Genomic DNA, 16,368 nt, shown 5'->3' with positions numbered 1-16,368 from the left:
CCATCCGCCCGTCGGGCGGCAAAGCCCGCCCCGACCGACCATTTCAACGGACGAGCCACCCATGACCGAGACCGCCGACCTCATCATTCACAATGCCCGCATCCTCACCATGGACGACGAAAGCCCGCGGGCCGAAGCCGTCGCCATTGCGGGAAACAGGATCTTGGCCGTCGGCAGCGATACCGGGATTCTGCCGCTCGCGAAAGCCGGCGCGCGGATCATCGACGCCGCCGGCGCCACCGTCCTGCCCGGCTTCAACGAAGCCCATATGCATATTTTCGGCGGCTCGGTCGGCCTGGGCGAACTTTCCCTGTTCCAGGTGCAGGGTTTCGAAGCGTTGAAGAGCGCCATCCAGACCTATGCTGCAGCCAATCCCGATCTGCCGTTGCTGGTCGCGCAATATGCCGACTACACCGTGATTTCAGAGGAAGAGCGCGTCACCCGCCACCATCTCGACCGCATCATTCCCGACCGCCCCTTCCTGATGTTCTCGCCGGATCATCATACGGCCTGGGCGAACACGATTGCGCTGGAAAAAGCGGGCATCCTGCAGGGCCGCGATGTCGGCGTCGGCAACGAGATCGTCATGGGCGACGACGGGCTGGCAACAGGTGAGCTGCGCGAAAGCAATGCGATCCGCCCGGTTTCCACCATGAGCGCGTCGGGCGGTCGCGAGGGATTGGGCGTCGGCACTGGCGGCGACCCGGAACATGTGACGCCGGAAGAGCGCGCCGGCGACATCGCGGTCATCAAACGCGGCCTCGCCTATTGCGCCTCGCTCGGCATAACCTCGTTCCAGAACATGGACGGCAGCCTCTACCAGCTCGAAATGCTGCAGGAGATCGAGGACACCGATGGGCTACCGGTCCGCGTCCGCATGCCGTTCCACATGAAGAACTTCATGCCGCTCTCCGCCATCGAGGAAAAAGCGGCCGCATGGCGCGCACGCTTCGACACCGACAAGCTGCGTTGTAACTTCGTCAAAATGTTCATGGATGGCGTCACCGAAGGCGAGACCGCAGTCTTCGTCGACGACTACAGCCACAAGCCCGGCTGGAAGGGCGATCCGCTGTTTTCCGCCGAGCACTTCAATTCCATCGCGGTCGAGGCCGACAGGCTTGGGCTTCCGGTCACCGTACACGCCATCGGCGACGGCGCAGTCCGCATGGTGCTGGACGGCTACGAGGCCGCTATAGAGGCAAACGGCAAGCGTGACAGCCGCAACCGCATCGAACACATCGAGGTCGTCCATCCCGACGATGTCCCGCGCTTTGCAAAACTGGGCACCGTCGCCTCGATGCAGCCGACCCATCCGCCGGGCTCGGCCGGCCTGCCGCTTGAGCCCTACCTCACCTATATCGGCCGCGAACGCTGGCCTTACGCCTTCGCCTGGAAGACGCTGGTCGACGCCGGCGCGAAGATCGTCTTCGCCACCGACTGGCCCGTCTCGCCGCTCGCACCACTGAGCTGCATCGGTGATGCGATGACCCGCAAGCCCTGGGCTGACGATATGCCCGACCATCGTCTCTCCCTGATGGAGACCCTTGCCGCCTACACCCGCACAAGCGCATGGGTAGAATTCATGGAAGATCGAAAGGGCAAGTTGAAAGAAGGCTTCCTCGCCGATATCGTCGTCCTTTCTGGCGATATCGAGGCCTGCCCGGCCGGGGAAATCGCCGCTCTCAAACCCGTCGCAACGATCTGCGATGGCCGCATCACTTACGAGGCATCCTGACGAGGACATGAACGAAGACAGCAGACAATCGGCCGGAGCTCCCGCGGCAAGGAGCCCCGGAGCGACGAAGAAGGGGATAGAAACCCGCGCACGCATCATCAGGGGCGCGATCGAGGCGGTGGAAAGCGAAGGCATGGAATCGCTGACCACCCGCAAGATCGCCGCGCGCGCCGGCGTGCAACTCGCCACGCTGCACTATTATTTCGACAGCAAGGAAAGCCTGATGCTGGCAGTCCTTGAAGACTTGGTCACCGACATGAGCATGCGCTACACCAGTTCGGTGAACAGCGCCGACATGGACGACCGCATCGCCCAGCTCATCCGGCTGATCTGGCGCTATATCGGCGAGAACCCCAATCGCGAAATTTCCCAGATCGAACTGACGATCTATGCCCTGCGCACCAAGGGCTCGGAATGGCTGGCGGCCAAGCAGTACAACACCTACATCGATTTCTACAGTCAGTTCGTGTTCCGCGACAGCGACATCCCCGAGCCTGAACGGACCCGCATCGCCAACGCCGTCACCCGCTTCATGCTGATCGGCATCGACGGACTGATCCTGCAGAACTTCGCGCTCGGTGACACAGCCGTTGCCTCGGAAAGCGTCGAAGCGCTGATCTTCACCACCCAGGCCTATCTGAAAAAGCTGATCGCCCAGTCAGCAACCTGACCCTCAAGACACCTTCATTTCGAACATGCCCTCGGCGTAACAGCCGGGGGTATGCTTCCGCACGCGCCGATAATGGATTGCGGAAAATCAGGCTTGCAAGAAATACCCATATGTGAAAGATAAATTCAAATAAGAATTTTGGCGAATGCAAGCTCGCCATTCCAGCATCTGCCGTCGGCGTTCCGGCCGGCATCTTGGGAGGAGATTGACATGCAGGATGAAGCGGGCCCGCTGCTTGCGGGGCTGACCGTGATCGATATGAGCCAGTTCCTGTCGGGGCCTTACTGCTCGCTCCGCCTGCTCGACCTCGGCGCGCGCGTCATCAAGATCGAACGGCCTGACGGCGGCGATCTTTCCCGCCGCCTCTATCTCTCGGACACCGAGGTAGGCGGCGACTCCACGCTGTTTCATGCCATCAACCGCGGCAAGGAAAGCCTCGGTATCGACCTGAAGAACCCGGACGATCTCGCCTTCCTGCGCAAGCTGCTCGCCCGCGCGGACGTGATGATCCAGAATTTCCGTCCCGGCGTGATCGAGCGCCTCGGGCTAGACTATGAAGCTGTGAAAGCCATCAATCCGAAGATCGTCTACGCCTCGATCAGCGGCTATGGCGAAGAGGGACCGTGGGTCATGCGCCCCGGTCAGGACCTTCTGGCGCAGGCCCGTTCCGGTGTGATGTGGTTGAACGGCGACGAGAACCAGGGACCAGTGCCGCTTGGCCTCTCCATCGCCGACATGCTGGCCGGCGCCAATACCTGCCAGGCCATCCTCGCCGCTCTCGTGCGCCGGGGCGTCTCGGGCAAGGGCGCGCATGTGCAGACAAGCCTGCTGGAAAGCCTCGTCGACCTGCAGTTCGAGCTTCTGACCACCCATCTGAACGACGGCCGGAGGCTTCCGAAGCGCGCCTCCTTCCGCAACGCCAATGCCTATCTCTCCGCACCATACGGCGTCTATCCGGCGAAAGACGGCTATCTCGCCATTGCCATGACCCCGATCGGCCGCCTGCAGGATCTTCTCGGCATCGAGGCTCTGGCCACCTTCCGCGACGATCCGAAATCGTGGTTCACCCGCCGCGACGAGATCAAGAAGATCATCGCCGACCGCATCGCGACCGAAACCGTGGAACACTGGCTCGCCATTTTGGAGCCTGCCGATATCTGGTGCTCTAAGGTCATGGAATGGCCGGAACTTCTGGAGAGCGAAGGCTTCCGCCTGCTCGACATGCTGCAGACGGTCACGCGTGAGGATGATGTCGCGATCGGCACCACCCGCTGCCCCGTTCGTGTCGATGGCAAGCGGCCCTATGGTGGCCGCGCGGCCCCGCTGGTCGGAGAACACACGGCAAAGATCAGGGCGGAGTTCGCGTAATGGCCATCACCCTGAAAGGCATGACCTGGAGCCATCCCCGCGGCTACGACCCGATGGTGGCCTGCTCTGCCGACTGGCTGGAGAAGTCCGGCGTGGCGGTCGAGTGGGACAAGCGCTCCCTGCAGGACTTCGAGAGCTTTCCTGTCGAGGAACTCGCCCGCAGCTACGACCTGATCGTCATCGATCACCCCCATGTCGGGCAGATCACAGCGGAAAACTGCCTCGCCCCGCTGGAACAACCCGAGCGACAGGCGGAATTCGAAGCGCTGGCGGCAGGCACCGTCGGCGCATCCTTCCCCAGTTACAACTGGCAGGGCCATCAATGGGCCTTCCCCATCGACGCTGCAACGCAGGTGCTTGCGTGGCGGCCCGACCGGCTGGAGGCCCCACCAACCAAATGGGAAGACGTGCTGCATCTGGCCCGCCGGGGCGCCGTGCTCCTGCCCCTTCGCCCGCCCCATTCGCTAATGAGCTTCGTCACCCTTTGCGGCCAGCTTGGACGCCCCTGCTCCGTCGACAGGGACGCGCCCTTTGCAGACCATGAGGCCGGCAGCAACGCGCTGCAAATGATCCGTGAACTGGCGAGCCTGATCGATCCGGCATGCCTGACAATGGACCCCATCGCGGTCCTCGACACCATGGGCGACACAGGTTCACCCGTTGCCGTCTCCCCTCTCATCTACGGCTATGTCAGCTATTCGCTGGATGGTTTCCGCCCTGCCCGCATCGCCTTTGCAGACATGCCGCTAGTTGGGAACAGTGATTACAAGGGGTCGGCACTGGGCGGTACCGGCATCGCGGTTTCGGCCTTCTCTCAGAACCGGCAGGCGGCGATCGATTTCGCCTACTGGATCGCCGGAGGCCCGGTGCAGGCTGACAGCTACTGGCGCTCGGGAGGCCAGCCCGGCCATGCCGACGGATGGGAAGACGATGGCGCGAATGCCGCCACGCTCGACTTCTACCGCGCCACCTGCCGCACGCTGGAAGGCGCTTGGCTCCGGCCACGGCATGACGGTTACATGGCGTTCCAGGAAGAAGCGTCCCATATCGTCAACAATGCCGTCACCGGCGCGATTTCCATCGGCACGGCGATTACCCAACTGAATGACGGCTTCGTGAAGAGTTTCCGGGGATAGCCCGCAGCCGCGCTCTGGATCACCAACTCCATCAATGCCACCATGAACGGGTTCGTTTCATGGTGACATTGATGCATCCCATATTTTCCACCGGCGCCATTTATGCCGCTACCGCCTTCTGCGAAATCGCCGGCTGCTTTGCCTTCTGGGCCTGGCTGAAACTTTCGAAATCCATCCTCTGGCTGGCGCCGGGCGCAGCCCTTCTCATTGCCTTTGCCTCGCTGCTGACGCTCGTGCCGAGCGAAGCCGCCGGCCGCGCCTATGCCGCCTATGGCGGTGTCTACATCCTCGCCTCGCTGGTATGGCTTTGGCTGGTCGAAGGGCAGATGCCGGATCGCTGGGACGTCACCGGCTCGCTGCTGGCACTTGCCGGTGCCGCTGTCATCCTGTTTGCCCCTCGCGCCGCCTGAGCCGATTTGGGGGCGGATTTCGGCCGGATAAGGTCAGATCTTCCAGAGCGCGCGGGCATTTCCCGAGAGAACCTGCGCCTTCTCCTCGAGGCTGACGCCGGAAAGCAGGGCGTGGGTCGCGCCCACCCAGGTCGAAAGCCCGCCGCCCAGCGTACAGACGGGCCAGTCGCTGCCCCAGACCATACGGTCGAAGCCGAAGTTTTCGGCCACATGGGCGAAGTAGGGCTTCAGGTCTTCCAGCGTCCAGCTCTCTGTTCCATAGGCCGGCAGACCGGAAAGCTTGACGGTGACATTCGGGCGACGTGCGAGTTCTGCGATAGGCCCCTTCCACACCTCGAAACCGCCGCTCTTGATATCCGGTATTCCGCAATGGTCGAGAACAAAGGAGACATCCGGGGCGAGATCGGCAAGCGCCGCGGCCTTTTTCAACTGATGCGGCAAAACGCAGATATCGAAGACCAGACCGGTGCCGGCGAGACGCCGGATGTTTTCGCGAAACAGCGCGCCTTCGGAGAAATCGTCCGGCATCACATGCAGCACACGACGGAAGCCCCGCACGAAACGGTTACCGAGCACCCGCTCGAGATAAGCCGGAAAATCCGTTGATTCGGGCCGGCAGGCGGCAATTGCACCGGCAAGCTGGCTTCCGTCGGTGGCGGCCCCAGGGACGGCGAGGCGCTCGATCATCGCCGTTTCCGCCTCGATATCGGCCTCCGCCACATCGACTTCCATGTGCAGGGTCGCGGAAATCCCGAGACGACGCGCCTCCTGCAGGTAGGTATCGTAGGTGAAATCCGCATTGAGCGGCGGCACACCGGCGAGCCACGGATAGGAAAGCTGTCCCCTGTAGATCAGGTGCAGATGGGTATCGACGATCATTCGGGTCTCCTCCTCGAATTCACGCGAAAACCTGCCACAGAAAAATCAGCTATTCAAATACGAATTTTTGAGGTCTTAACCTTCGGCCTTGAAGCCGGAGCCGGTCATTTCCGAGAGCTTGCGGGTGGTTTCCAGCAGCAGCTGAATGCTGTTGGTGATATCCGGCGCGCCGGGCGTATTGATCAGCGTGATGTAGGGCACCGTCAACGATGCGATCACCTTTCCATCTGCCCCCAGAACGGGCGCCGACAGGTTGATGACGCCAGCCGTCTGCGCGCTCGGCATCATCTCGTAACCACGCGCGCGGATCTGGTCGAGCCGCGACAGGAATTCCGGCGTGACCTTGTTGTGGTCGCCGCTGCTGCCGAGATTTTCGGCGATCATCATTTCGCGCTCCTCCTTCGTGTGGAAGGCGAGCAGCACATGACCGGAGCCCGTATCGAACAGGCTGATCCGCGAGCCGACACGGATGGAAATACCCCAGTAACCAGGCGCTTCCTGCTGGGCGATGACCACCGGATAGCCCCGATCGAAGACGACGAGCTGGTTCGCCTGGCGGGACGCCTCGGCAAGCTCGCGCATCAGCGGAACGGCGAAGGAAACAAGCCGGCGCACGGGCGCGTGAAGCTGGGCCAGCCCGAAAAGCTTCAGTGTCAACGCGAAGCGGTCACCGTCGATGCGGGTCACGTAACCACGCTTCACCAGCCGGTCTAGCATTCGGTAGAATTCGTTCGGGCTACGATCAAGGCGCTTGGCGATTTCGGCCTGCGTCAGCCCGCCGTCGACGGCGGCCAGAAGCTCGAGAATATCCAGTCCCTTGTCCAGCGCCGGCGCGCGATAGCGGTCGTTGTCGTCTTCTGTCACCACGCACTCCCCAATGAATAGACTATTTCATATACGCAGAAATACGGCCCCGCAATACTTTCGGCTTGACGTCAGATAAATAAATGGTTTGTATATGAATGAAGCTCTCATGGGTGAGGGCTGAGGCGAAAGCCAATTGGGAGGAGAAAATGTCAAAATTTTTGACCGGCGTTGCAGCCGGCGCAATTTTATGCGCGTGGGCGGGCGCAGTCTTCGCAGCCGACCTGCCCGGCAAGTTCGACGGCGTCACCATTGATGCCAAGCTGATCGGCGGTCAGCAGTACGAAGCCCTTTATGCCCGCATTGCCGAATGGGAGAAGGCGACGGGCGCCAAGGTCAACGTCATTTCCAAGAAAAACCATTTTGAGCTCGACAAGGAGATTAAGTCGGACATCGCCACCGGAAACATTTCCTGGTGCGTGGGTTCGAACCACTCCTCCTTCGCTCCCCAGTATCCAGATATCTACACCGATCTCTCCGCACTCCTGCCCAAGGAAGAGATCGACGCTTTCGTTCCGGCGAATATCAAGGCCTCGACCCTCGATGGCAAGCTGGTCATGTTGCCGCGCGCCCAGTTCGACGTCTCGGCGCTTTACTACCAGAAGAGCCTCTATCAGGACGAAGCGAAGAAGAAGGCCTTCAAGGAAAAATACGGCTACGACCTCGCGCCGCCGGATACCTGGCAGCAGGTCACCGATCAGGCGACCTTCTTCGCAAGCCCGCCGGATTTCTACGGCACCCAGTTTGCCGGCAAGGAAGAGGCCATCAACGGCCGTTTCTTCGAAATGCTGGTGGCTGAAGGCGGCGAATATCTCGACAAGGACGGCAAGCCCGCCTTCAATTCCGAGGCCGGCGTTCGCGCGCTCGACTGGTTCGTCAATCTCTACAAGGCCAAGGCTGTTCCGGCCGGCACCACCAACTATCTCTGGGATGACCTCGGCCAGGGCTTCGCCTCCGGCACCATCGCGGTCAACCTCGACTGGCCTGGCTGGGCGACATTCTTCAACGATCCCAAGTCTTCCAAGGTTGCCGGCAATGTCGGTGTAAAGGTTCAGCCTGCCGGCTCTTCTGGCAAGCGCACCGGCTGGTCCGGCCACCATGGCTTCTCGGTCACCGAGAGCTGCGCCAACAAGGAAGCCGCCGCTTCGCTCGTCTGGTTCCTCACCAATGAGGACAGCCAGAAGCTCGAGGCTGCCGCAGGTCCGCTGCCGACCCGCACCGCCGTCTGGGATTGGGATATCAAGCAGGCCGAGAACGATCCTTACAAGAAGGAAGTCCTGACCGCCTTCCAGGAAGCGGCCAAGCATGCCTTTGCCGTTCCGCAGACGCCGTCGTGGATTGAAATCTCCAACGCCGTCTATCCGGAACTGCAGGCCGCCATCCTCGGCGACAAGTCCTCCAAGGACGCCCTCGACGCAGCCGCGAAGAAGGCAACCGAGATTCTCGAAGACGCCGGCGCGCTGTAAGCGCGTTTACGACAAGAAAATCTGCCCCTCACCCTGACCCAACCCGGGTCGAGCCGCGTGTCTCGACCCGTCCTTCGGACCCCCGCAAGCGGGGAGAGGGAACGGACAGGTCGCAGCAAGTCCCTTCTCCCCGCTTGCGGGGAGAAGGTGCCGGCAGGCGGATGAGGGGCAAGGCCCAATCAACAGGCAGTCGGAACAGGGCGGGGACCACGCGCGATGCGGGGCTCCGCCGCGCCGGCATCCCGACCACTTTTATTAAAGCATACAGGAGAGGCATTTCATGAAAGGCTGGAGACCACCGGCACCCGTCCTGCTTCTGCTGCCCGCATTCATCGTCCTGGCAGCCGTCGTCATCATCCCTCTTCTGCTTTCGCTGTATTCCAGCTTCACGGCGTTCCGGCTCACCCAGCCGGCATCGCTCTACACGCTGGTCGGCTTCCGCAACTATGAGCGCATTCTCACCGATCTGGAGTTCTGGAGCGCCTTCGGGCGCACCGTCCTGCTGCTCACGGTGGCGCTCAACCTCGAAATGCTGATCGGCCTCGGCCTTGCGATGCTGGTCGAAAAGGCAACGCGGGGCCAGCGCATCCTGAGAACCATCATGATGTTTCCGATGATGTTCTCGCCGATCCTCGTCGGCTTCCAGTTCAAGTTCATGTTCAACGACAATATCGGCCTGATCAACAATGCGCTGCAGTCGCTTGGCCTCACCGATCAGGCGATCCCGTGGCTGATCGACGGACAGCTAGCCTTCTGGGCGATCCTGACCGCAGAAATCTGGTCGTCCACCTCGGTCTTCGCGATCCTGATCCTCGCCGGACTGCTCGCCATGCCGAAGGAGCCGATCGAGGCCGCCCGCGTCGATGGCTGCACGCCCTTCCAGACCTTCCGCTACGTCACCTGGCCCTTCATCATGCCCTTTGCCTATATCGCCATGACGATCCGCTCGCTGGACGTCGCCCGTGCCTACGATATCGTCAAGATCATGACCGATGGCGGCCCGGCCAAGCGCACGGAGCTGCTCTGGACGCTCGTCGCCCGCACCGCCTATTCCGACGCCCGAATGGGGCTCGCCAACGCCATGGCCTATTTCGCCATCCTGCTGTCGATCCTCTTCACCGTCTATTTCTACCGGAAGCTGGCGGCAGCCCGCACCCAGATCGCTGCGGAGTGGTGAGATGAACGAGAACGCACAACACCGCATCAAGGCCACGCTGCTTTCGCTTGCCCACAAGATCACCCTGTTTGTGGCGATGACCATCATCTGCCTGCCGGGTCTCTGGATTGTGCTAGCCTCCTTCCGCCCGACGGTGGAAATCATGGCGAAGCCCCCGGTCTGGGTCCCGCAGGACCTGTCCTTCGATGCCTATATCGCCATGTTCTCCGGCATCGGCCAGGGCGGCATTCCGGTCATCGAATACTTCCGCAATTCGCTGATCATCTCGGTCACTTCGACCGTGATCTCGCTCGCCATCGGCATGGCCGGCGGCTATGCGTTTGCCCGCTACCGCTTCAAGGGCAAGTCCGGCATCTTCCTCGGCCTGATGCTGACCCGCACCGTGCCCGGCATCGCGCTCTCCCTGCCGCTGTTCTTCGTCTATTCGAAGCTCGGCATCATCGACAGCCATTTCGGCCTGATCCTCGCCTATGTGGCGCTGAACGTGCCCTTCACCATCTGGCTGATCGACGGCTTCTTCCGTCAGGTGCCGAAGGACCTCGCCGAAGCGGCACAGATCGACGGCTGCACCCGCTGGCAGGCCTTCTGGCAGGTGGAATTCCCCCTTGCCGGCCCCGGCATCGCATCCGCCGGCATCTTCGCCTTCCTCACCTCGTGGAACGAGTTCGCGCTCGCCTCGCAGCTCACCCGTTCCGTCACCTCCAAGACCCTGCCCGTCGGCCTGCTCGACTACACCGCGGAATTCACCATCGACTGGCGCGGCATGTGCGCGCTCGCCGTCGTGATGATCATCCCGGCCCTCGTGCTGACCTTCATCGTGCAGAAACACCTCGTATCCGGCCTCACCTCCGGCGCAGTCAAAGGATAGACCATGGCAACCGTTTCCCTCGAAAAGCTGGTCAAGCGCTACGGCGCGCTCGAAGTGGTGCACGGCATCGACCTCGAAGTGGCGGACCGCGAATTCATCGCGCTCGTCGGCCCCTCCGGCTGCGGCAAGTCCACCACGCTCCGCATGATCGCCGGCCTCGAACCGATTTCCGACGGTAACCTCAAGATTGGCGGCCGGATCGTCAACGACCTGCCGCCACGCGCTCGCAACCTCGCCATGGTGTTCCAGTCCTACGCCCTCTACCCGCACATGACCGTGCGCGAAAACATGGGCTTCTCGCTGAAAATCGCCGGCATGAAGCCGGAGGACATCGCCCCCCGTGTCGAGGAAGCGGCCCGCACCCTGGACCTGACCGCCCTTCTCGACCGTCGTCCATCGCAACTGTCCGGTGGCCAGCGCCAGCGCGTCGCCATGGGCCGCGCCATCGTGCGCCATCCCGATGTCTTCCTGTTCGACGAACCGCTGTCAAACCTCGATGCCAAGCTCAGAACCCAGATGCGCACCGAGATCAAGAAGCTGCACGCCAAGGTGCAATCGACCGTGATCTACGTCACCCATGACCAGGTCGAGGCCATGACGCTCGCCGACCGCATCGTCATCATGCGCGACGGTTACATCGAACAGGTCGGCACGCCGGAAGATGTATTCCACCGCCCGAATTCGAAATTCGTTGCCGGCTTCATCGGTTCGCCGCCGATGAACCTCAAGGACGCCGAAATCGCCGACGGCCGCGTCGTCTTCGCCAATGGCGACAGCCTGCCTTTGCCGCAGCAGTTCGCCTCGCGCGTCACCGCCGGCCGGCAGGTCACCTTCGGCCTTCGCCCCGACGACATCTACCCGACAGGCCACGGCATCCATTCCGGGGAGGAAACCGACGTTTACAAGACGGACCTCAAGGTGACGATCACCGAACCGCTCGGCAACGAGACGCTGGTTTTCGCCGAACTCGGCGCCAGCGAATGGGTCAGCCGCATGCTGAACCCGCGTGCACTGAAGAGCGGCGAAGGCCTCTCCTTCTCGCTCGACCTCTCGCAGGCGCACATGTTCGACCGGGAAACCGGCAGGACGCTCAGGGGCTGAGCCATGGCGAAGATCGAACGCATAGAGCTGAAGATGGTCGACCTTCGCCCGAAGGTCGAGCGTACCGACGCGATCCAGAGCTTCGTCAGCCAGGAAACCCCGCTCGTCATCATCACCGACAGCGACGGCGCCACCGGCACCGGCTACAGCTACACCATCGGCACCGGCGGCTCCTCCGTCATGCGGCTTCTTGCCGATCATCTGGCGCCACGCCTGATCGGCCGCGACGCGGACCGGATCGAGGCGATCTGGCATGAACTGGAATTCGCCACCCACGCGACCACCATCGGCGCGATCACCTCGATTGCGCTTGCGGCCATCGACACCGCGCTCTGGGATCTTCGTGCCCGCAAGCAGGGCCTGCCGCTATGGAAGCTCGCAGGTGGTGCCAAGGATCGCTGCCCGCTCTACACCACCGAAGGCGGCTGGCTGCATATTCCGACCGAGGCGCTCGTCGAGGATGCGCTGGAGGCAAAGTCCAAGGGTTTTCGCGGCTCGAAGGTGAAGATCGGCAAGCCGAGCGGCTCCGAGGATTTCGCCCGCCTCTCGGCCGTTCGCAAGGCCGTCGGCGATGCCTACGAGATCATGACCGATGCCAATCAGGGCTTCGCCGTCGACGAGGTGATCCGCCGCGCCGAGCGGCTGAGGGAACTCGACCTTGCATGGCTGGAGGAGCCACTCCCGGCCGACGATATCGACGGTCACGTCAGGCTTAATCGTTCGACCGCCACACCGGTCGCGGTCGGCGAGTCGCTCTATTCGATCCGCCACTTCCGGGAATACATGCAGAAGGGAGCCTGCTCCATCGTGCAGGTGGATGCCGGCCGCATCGGCGGCATCACCCCTTGGCTCAAGGTGGCGCATGCGGCCGAAGCATTCGACATGCCGGTCTGCCCGCACTTCCTGATGGAACTGCATGTCAGCCTGACCTGCGCCGTGCCGAACGGCAAATATGTCGAATACATCCCGCAACTCGACGACATCACCACCTCGCGCCTGAGGATTAAGGACGGCATGGCGCTCGCGCCCGAGACGCCCGGCCTCGGCATAGAGTGGGACTGGGACGCCATCGACAGCCGCCGGATCACAGAATTCGACCGCGAGATCCGGTAAGGAGGAAACGACTATGCAGCGCATCGGCATGGTGATTGGCGTGAAGCCGGAAAAGCTCGAGGAATACAAACGCCTGCATGCGGCCGTCTGGCCAGACGTGCTGGCGGTGATTTCCGCCTGCAACATCAAGAACTATTCGATCTTTCTGAAAGAGCCGGAGAACCTGCTCTTCTCCTTCTTCGAATATCACGGCACCGACTACCAAGCCGACATGGCGAAGATGGCCGCCGACCCGAAGACCCAGGAATGGTGGGCGGTCTGCATGCCCTGCCAGCAGCCCCTTGATAGCCGCAAGGATGGTGAGTGGTGGGCGTCGATGGAGGAGGTATTCTTTCATGCGTAACGCTGTGCCGGCTTGGGGAAAAAGCTTATGACCTTCGATCCGAAATCCCTCTCCCAGTCCTGGCCGCTGCCGGCAAAGCCGCGCCCGATCGTCACCTTCGGCGCCGGCTCCATCGTCAGCGACGCGCATTTTCCCGCCTATGGCAAGGGCGGGTTCCCCATCGCCGGGCTCTACGATCCCGATTACGAAAAGGCCAAGGCGCTCGCCGATAAATGGGGCGTGACAGCCTATGCCTCCGTCGAAGAAGCGGCAGCGGTGGAGAACGCGATCTTCGATCTCGCCACGCCGCCGGCAGCCCATGCCAAAGTGCTATCCGCCCTGCCGGATGGCGCGCCGGTGCTGATCCAGAAGCCTATGGGTTCGGATCTGGCGGCCGCGACCGAAATCCTGAAGATCTGCCGGGCGAAAAACCTCAAGGCGGCCGTGAACTTCCAGCTTCGCTTCGCACCGATGATGCTGAGCCTGAAGGATGCCATCGCCAAGGGACTGCTCGGCGAGGTCGTGGATTTCGATGTCTATCTGGCGCTCGATACCCCGTGGCAGCTCTGGGCCTTCCTCGAAGGCCTGCCACGCATCGAGATCGCCATGCACTCGATCCATTATCTCGACGTCATCCGTCAGATTCTGGGCGATCCGAAGGGGGTGCATGCGAAGTCGATCGGTCACCCGAACCACTGGATGGCGCAGACCCGCACCACCGCGATCCTCGATTATGGCGACCGGGTGCGCTGCGCCGTCTCGATCAACCACGATCACAAGTTCGGCCGCAAGCATCAGGCCTGCGAGTTCCGCGTCTGCGGCACCGAAGGCGCGGCCTATGTCCAGCTCGGCGTCAACCTCGACTATCCGCGCGGCGAACCGGACATTCTGGAGATCTATCCGAAGGGCGGCAGCGACTGGGTGACCGTGCCGCTGGAAGGCACATGGTTCCCAGATGCCTTCGTCGGCCGCATGGCCAACCTCCAGCGCTTTGCCTCCGGCGAAGATGCCGAACTCGTTTCCTCGGTCGAGGATGCCTGGAAGACCATGGCGCTTGTCGAGGCGCTCTATCAGTCGAACGCTGCGCCTGCGACCGCGCTCGAGACACTACCGCAGTAAGGAAGATTGCGATGGAACAGCTGAAATATTTCGAGGACTACGAACTCGGCGCACAGCGCCTGACGACGGGTCGCACCATCACCGAGACGGATTTCATCGTCCATGCCGGCCATACCGGCGATTTCTTCCCGCATCACATGGATGCCGAATTCGCCAAGACCACCCCGTTCGGCCAGCGCATCGCCCACGGCACGATGATCTTTTCCATCGGCGTCGGCCTGACCGCCAGCGTCATCAATCCGGCCGCCTTCTCCTATGGCTATGACCGCCTGCGGTTCATTCGCCCCGTGTTCATCGGTGACACCATCCACACCCGGGTCACCATTCACTTGAAGGAAGACGATCCGAAGCGCGCAGAAGTCGGCCGCATCGTCGAGCGCACCGAAGTCATCAACCAGAAGGGCGAGGTCGTGCTCGCCGCCGACCACATCCACATCGTCGAGCGCCGGCCCAAGGCCGCCTGATCCGCCGACTTAAGGAAAGGAAGAAACCCATGTCTCCCCCCCTCGAAATGTCCCTCCCCCTCGAAAACAAGCGCGTGCTGGTCACCGCCGCCGGCCAGGGCATCGGCCGGGCGAGCGCGCTCGCCTTCGCCCGAGCTGGAGCAACCGTCGTCGCCACCGACATCAATGCAGAGGCGCTGACGAGCCTCGCCAGTGAGGCGGGGATCGAAACCCGCGTGCTCGACGTGCTGAAGGACGAAGCCGTCGCCGCCGTCGTGGCTGAGGCTGGCCCCTTCGACGTGCTGTTCAACTGCGCCGGCTTCGTGCATTCCGGCTCGGTCCTCGACATGGCCGACAAGGATCTGGACTTCGCCTTCGACCTCAACGTCCGCGCCATGGTGCGCACCATCCGCGCCGTGCTTCCTTCCATGCTGGAGCGCGGCGGCGGGGCGATCATCAACATGGCCTCGGTCGCGTCCAGCATCAAGGGCGTGCCGAACCGCTGCGCCTATTCCGTCACCAAGGCCGCCGTCATCGGCCTCACCAAGTCGGTTGCCGCCGACTATGTGGCGCAGGGCATCCGCTGCAACGCCATCTGCCCCGGCACGGTGGAAAGCCCCTCCCTGCAGGACCGCATGAAGGCCCAGGGTGACTATGAAACCGCCCGCGCCGCCTTCATCGCCCGCCAACCCATGGGCCGCCTCGGCACGCCTGAGGAAATCGCCGATCTGGCGGTGCATCTGGCAACCGCGACCTATACCACTGGTCAGGCCTACGCCATCGACGGCGGCTGGACGATCTAATCTCATCTGAAAGGAAATACCCGATGAAACTCATGCGTGTTGGCCCCCTCGGCCAGGAAAAGCCCGCTCTTCTCGACAAGGACGGCAAGACCCGTGATCTCTCCGCCCATGTCCCCGATATCGGTGGCGCGGCAATCGGCCCGGAAGGCCTTGCAAAGATCGCGGCAATCAACCCCGCCTCGCTGCCGGAGCTGACGGCCGATCGCATCGGCGCCTGCGTCGCCGGCACCGGCAAGTTCATCTGCATCGGCCTCAACTATTCCGACCACGCCGCCGAAACCGGCGCCGAGGTTCCGCCGGAGCCCGTCATCTTCATGAAGGCGACCTCGGCCATCGTCGGCCCGAACGACGACGTGCTGATCCCGCGCGGTTCTGAAAAGACCGACTGGGAAGTCGAACTCGGCGTCGTCATCGGCAAGACCGCGAAATATGTCTCGGAAGCCGATGCCATGGACTACGTCGCCGGCTACTGCGTCTCCCACGACGTTTCCGAACGCGCCTTCCAGACGGAACGCGCGGGACAGTGGACCAAGGGCAAGTCCTGCGACACCTTCGGCCCGATCGGCCCCTGGCTGGTAACGAAGGACGAGATCGCCGATCCGCAGAACCTCTCGATGTGGCTGACGGTTAACGGCGAGAAGATGCAGAACGGCTCCTCGAAGACCATGGTCTACGGCGTCGCCTATCTCGTTTCCTATCTCAGCCAGTTCATGTCGCTCCATCCCGGTGACGTCATCTCCACCGGCACACCGCCCGGCGTCGGCCTCGGCATGAAGCCGCAGCGCTTCCTGAAGGCCGGCGACGTCGTCGAACTCGGCATCGAAGGCCTCGGCACCCAGAAGCAGACCTTCAAAGCCGACGCCTGATCCCCTCCCTCAAGACCCAGAGCCTTGA

The 16,368-nt window shown here is 62.5% G+C and carries 17 protein-coding genes; 15 read left to right on the top strand and 2 right to left on the bottom strand.

Features of this window, described 5'->3' with window-relative positions; translation table 11 throughout:
• Nucleotides 1-61: 61 nt before the first annotated feature.
• From NBH21_RS16255 to NBH21_RS16235, 5 genes are all read left to right on the top strand, one after another.
• Nucleotides 62-1,735 (top strand): amidohydrolase, encoded by a 1,674-nt coding sequence (locus NBH21_RS16255; protein WP_250915292.1) that lies wholly within the window; start codon nt 62-64, stop codon nt 1,733-1,735.
• 7 nt (nt 1,736-1,742) lie between these two features.
• Nucleotides 1,743-2,405, top strand: coding sequence for a TetR/AcrR family transcriptional regulator (locus NBH21_RS16250; RefSeq protein ID WP_250915291.1), 663 nt, complete (start codon nt 1,743-1,745; stop codon nt 2,403-2,405).
• Between the two features lie 210 nt (nt 2,406-2,615).
• Nucleotides 2,616-3,773, top strand: a complete 1,158-nt coding sequence (locus NBH21_RS16245) for a CaiB/BaiF CoA transferase family protein (protein ID WP_250915290.1) — start codon at nt 2,616-2,618, stop codon at nt 3,771-3,773.
• Nucleotides 3,773-4,909 (top strand): extracellular solute-binding protein, encoded by a 1,137-nt coding sequence (locus NBH21_RS16240; RefSeq protein ID WP_250915289.1) that lies wholly within the window; start codon nt 3,773-3,775, stop codon nt 4,907-4,909. Before NBH21_RS16245 ends, NBH21_RS16240 begins: the two co-directional genes overlap by 1 nt.
• A gap of 71 nt (nt 4,910-4,980) precedes the next feature.
• Nucleotides 4,981-5,319 (top strand): YnfA family protein, encoded by a 339-nt coding sequence (locus tag NBH21_RS16235; protein WP_250915288.1) that lies wholly within the window; start codon nt 4,981-4,983, stop codon nt 5,317-5,319.
• A 33-nt stretch (nt 5,320-5,352) separates the two neighbouring features.
• Here the strand turns inward: NBH21_RS16235 and NBH21_RS16230 are convergent, their stop codons facing one another.
• Both NBH21_RS16230 and NBH21_RS16225 read right to left on the bottom strand, forming a co-directional pair.
• Nucleotides 5,353-6,198 carry an amidohydrolase family protein gene (locus NBH21_RS16230; protein ID WP_250915287.1) on the bottom strand — a complete coding sequence of 282 codons (846 nt, stop codon included), beginning with the start codon at nt 6,196-6,198 and terminating at the stop codon, nt 5,353-5,355.
• Between the two features lie 75 nt (nt 6,199-6,273).
• Nucleotides 6,274-7,062, bottom strand: coding sequence for an IclR family transcriptional regulator (locus NBH21_RS16225; RefSeq protein WP_250915286.1), 789 nt, complete (start codon nt 7,060-7,062; stop codon nt 6,274-6,276).
• Between the two features lie 149 nt (nt 7,063-7,211).
• Between NBH21_RS16225 and NBH21_RS16220 the strand changes: the two genes are divergently transcribed.
• The 10 genes from NBH21_RS16220 to NBH21_RS16175 all read left to right on the top strand — a co-directional run bounded on the left by NBH21_RS16220 (nt 7,212) and on the right by NBH21_RS16175 (nt 16,340).
• Complete coding sequence (locus tag NBH21_RS16220) at nt 7,212-8,528, top strand: type 2 periplasmic-binding domain-containing protein (protein ID WP_250915285.1); 1,317 nt, start codon at nt 7,212-7,214, stop codon at nt 8,526-8,528.
• A 280-nt stretch (nt 8,529-8,808) separates the two neighbouring features.
• On the top strand, nt 8,809-9,705 hold the full coding sequence (locus tag NBH21_RS16215) for a carbohydrate ABC transporter permease (protein ID WP_099058965.1): 897 nt from the start codon (nt 8,809-8,811) through the stop codon (nt 9,703-9,705).
• A gap of 1 nt (nt 9,706) precedes the next feature.
• The gene (locus NBH21_RS16210; protein WP_250915284.1) at nt 9,707-10,573 is read left to right on the top strand and encodes a carbohydrate ABC transporter permease; all 867 of its coding nucleotides are present in this window, start codon (nt 9,707-9,709) and stop codon (nt 10,571-10,573) included.
• A gap of 3 nt (nt 10,574-10,576) precedes the next feature.
• Entirely contained in the window at nt 10,577-11,674 is a 1,098-nt protein-coding gene (locus NBH21_RS16205) for an ABC transporter ATP-binding protein (RefSeq protein ID WP_250915283.1), read from the top strand.
• A gap of 3 nt (nt 11,675-11,677) precedes the next feature.
• Nucleotides 11,678-12,787, top strand: a complete 1,110-nt coding sequence (locus NBH21_RS16200) for a mandelate racemase/muconate lactonizing enzyme family protein (protein WP_250915282.1) — start codon at nt 11,678-11,680, stop codon at nt 12,785-12,787.
• Between the two features lie 13 nt (nt 12,788-12,800).
• Nucleotides 12,801-13,130 (top strand): L-rhamnose mutarotase, encoded by a 330-nt coding sequence (locus NBH21_RS16195; RefSeq protein WP_250915281.1) that lies wholly within the window; start codon nt 12,801-12,803, stop codon nt 13,128-13,130.
• 27 nt (nt 13,131-13,157) lie between these two features.
• Nucleotides 13,158-14,228 carry a Gfo/Idh/MocA family protein gene (locus NBH21_RS16190; protein ID WP_250915280.1) on the top strand — a complete coding sequence of 357 codons (1,071 nt, stop codon included), beginning with the start codon at nt 13,158-13,160 and terminating at the stop codon, nt 14,226-14,228.
• A gap of 11 nt (nt 14,229-14,239) precedes the next feature.
• The gene (locus tag NBH21_RS16185) at nt 14,240-14,692 is read left to right on the top strand and encodes a MaoC/PaaZ C-terminal domain-containing protein (RefSeq protein WP_250915279.1); all 453 of its coding nucleotides are present in this window, start codon (nt 14,240-14,242) and stop codon (nt 14,690-14,692) included.
• A 47-nt stretch (nt 14,693-14,739) separates the two neighbouring features.
• Nucleotides 14,740-15,474, top strand: coding sequence for an SDR family oxidoreductase (locus NBH21_RS16180; protein ID WP_250915501.1), 735 nt, complete (start codon nt 14,740-14,742; stop codon nt 15,472-15,474).
• A gap of 23 nt (nt 15,475-15,497) precedes the next feature.
• Nucleotides 15,498-16,340, top strand: a complete 843-nt coding sequence (locus NBH21_RS16175; RefSeq protein WP_250915278.1) for a fumarylacetoacetate hydrolase family protein — start codon at nt 15,498-15,500, stop codon at nt 16,338-16,340.
• Nucleotides 16,341-16,368: the final 28 nt, after the last annotated feature.

Source organism: Ciceribacter sichuanensis (assembly GCF_024055605.1).
In the GTDB taxonomy this organism is placed as follows: Bacteria; Pseudomonadota; Alphaproteobacteria; order Rhizobiales; family Rhizobiaceae; genus Allorhizobium; species Allorhizobium sichuanense.
This window is presented reverse-complemented; position numbering and strand designations above follow the sequence as displayed.

Bases quoted from the DNA above. Each gene is read 5' to 3' on its own strand.
- NBH21_RS16220 (WP_250915285.1), top strand. From the start codon at position 7,212: ATGTCAAAATTTTTGACCGGCGTTGCAGCCGGCGCAATTTTATGCGCG.
- NBH21_RS16185 (WP_250915279.1), top strand. From the start codon at position 14,240: ATGGAACAGCTGAAATATTTCGAGGACTACGAACTCGGCGCACAGCGC.
- NBH21_RS16230 (WP_250915287.1), bottom strand. From the start codon at position 6,198: ATGATCGTCGATACCCATCTGCACCTGATCTACAGGGGACAGCTTTCC.
- NBH21_RS16255 (WP_250915292.1), top strand. From the start codon at position 62: ATGACCGAGACCGCCGACCTCATCATTCACAATGCCCGCATCCTCACC.
- NBH21_RS16210 (WP_250915284.1), top strand. From the start codon at position 9,707: ATGAACGAGAACGCACAACACCGCATCAAGGCCACGCTGCTTTCGCTT.
- NBH21_RS16215 (WP_099058965.1), top strand. From the start codon at position 8,809: ATGAAAGGCTGGAGACCACCGGCACCCGTCCTGCTTCTGCTGCCCGCA.
- NBH21_RS16250 (WP_250915291.1), top strand. From the start codon at position 1,743: ATGAACGAAGACAGCAGACAATCGGCCGGAGCTCCCGCGGCAAGGAGC.
- NBH21_RS16205 (WP_250915283.1), top strand. From the start codon at position 10,577: ATGGCAACCGTTTCCCTCGAAAAGCTGGTCAAGCGCTACGGCGCGCTC.
- NBH21_RS16190 (WP_250915280.1), top strand. From the start codon at position 13,158: ATGACCTTCGATCCGAAATCCCTCTCCCAGTCCTGGCCGCTGCCGGCA.
- NBH21_RS16200 (WP_250915282.1), top strand. From the start codon at position 11,678: ATGGCGAAGATCGAACGCATAGAGCTGAAGATGGTCGACCTTCGCCCG.
- NBH21_RS16240 (WP_250915289.1), top strand. From the start codon at position 3,773: ATGGCCATCACCCTGAAAGGCATGACCTGGAGCCATCCCCGCGGCTAC.
- NBH21_RS16180 (WP_250915501.1), top strand. From the start codon at position 14,740: ATGTCCCTCCCCCTCGAAAACAAGCGCGTGCTGGTCACCGCCGCCGGC.
- NBH21_RS16195 (WP_250915281.1), top strand. From the start codon at position 12,801: ATGCAGCGCATCGGCATGGTGATTGGCGTGAAGCCGGAAAAGCTCGAG.
- NBH21_RS16245 (WP_250915290.1), top strand. From the start codon at position 2,616: ATGCAGGATGAAGCGGGCCCGCTGCTTGCGGGGCTGACCGTGATCGAT.
- NBH21_RS16235 (WP_250915288.1), top strand. From the start codon at position 4,981: ATGCATCCCATATTTTCCACCGGCGCCATTTATGCCGCTACCGCCTTC.
- NBH21_RS16175 (WP_250915278.1), top strand. From the start codon at position 15,498: ATGAAACTCATGCGTGTTGGCCCCCTCGGCCAGGAAAAGCCCGCTCTT.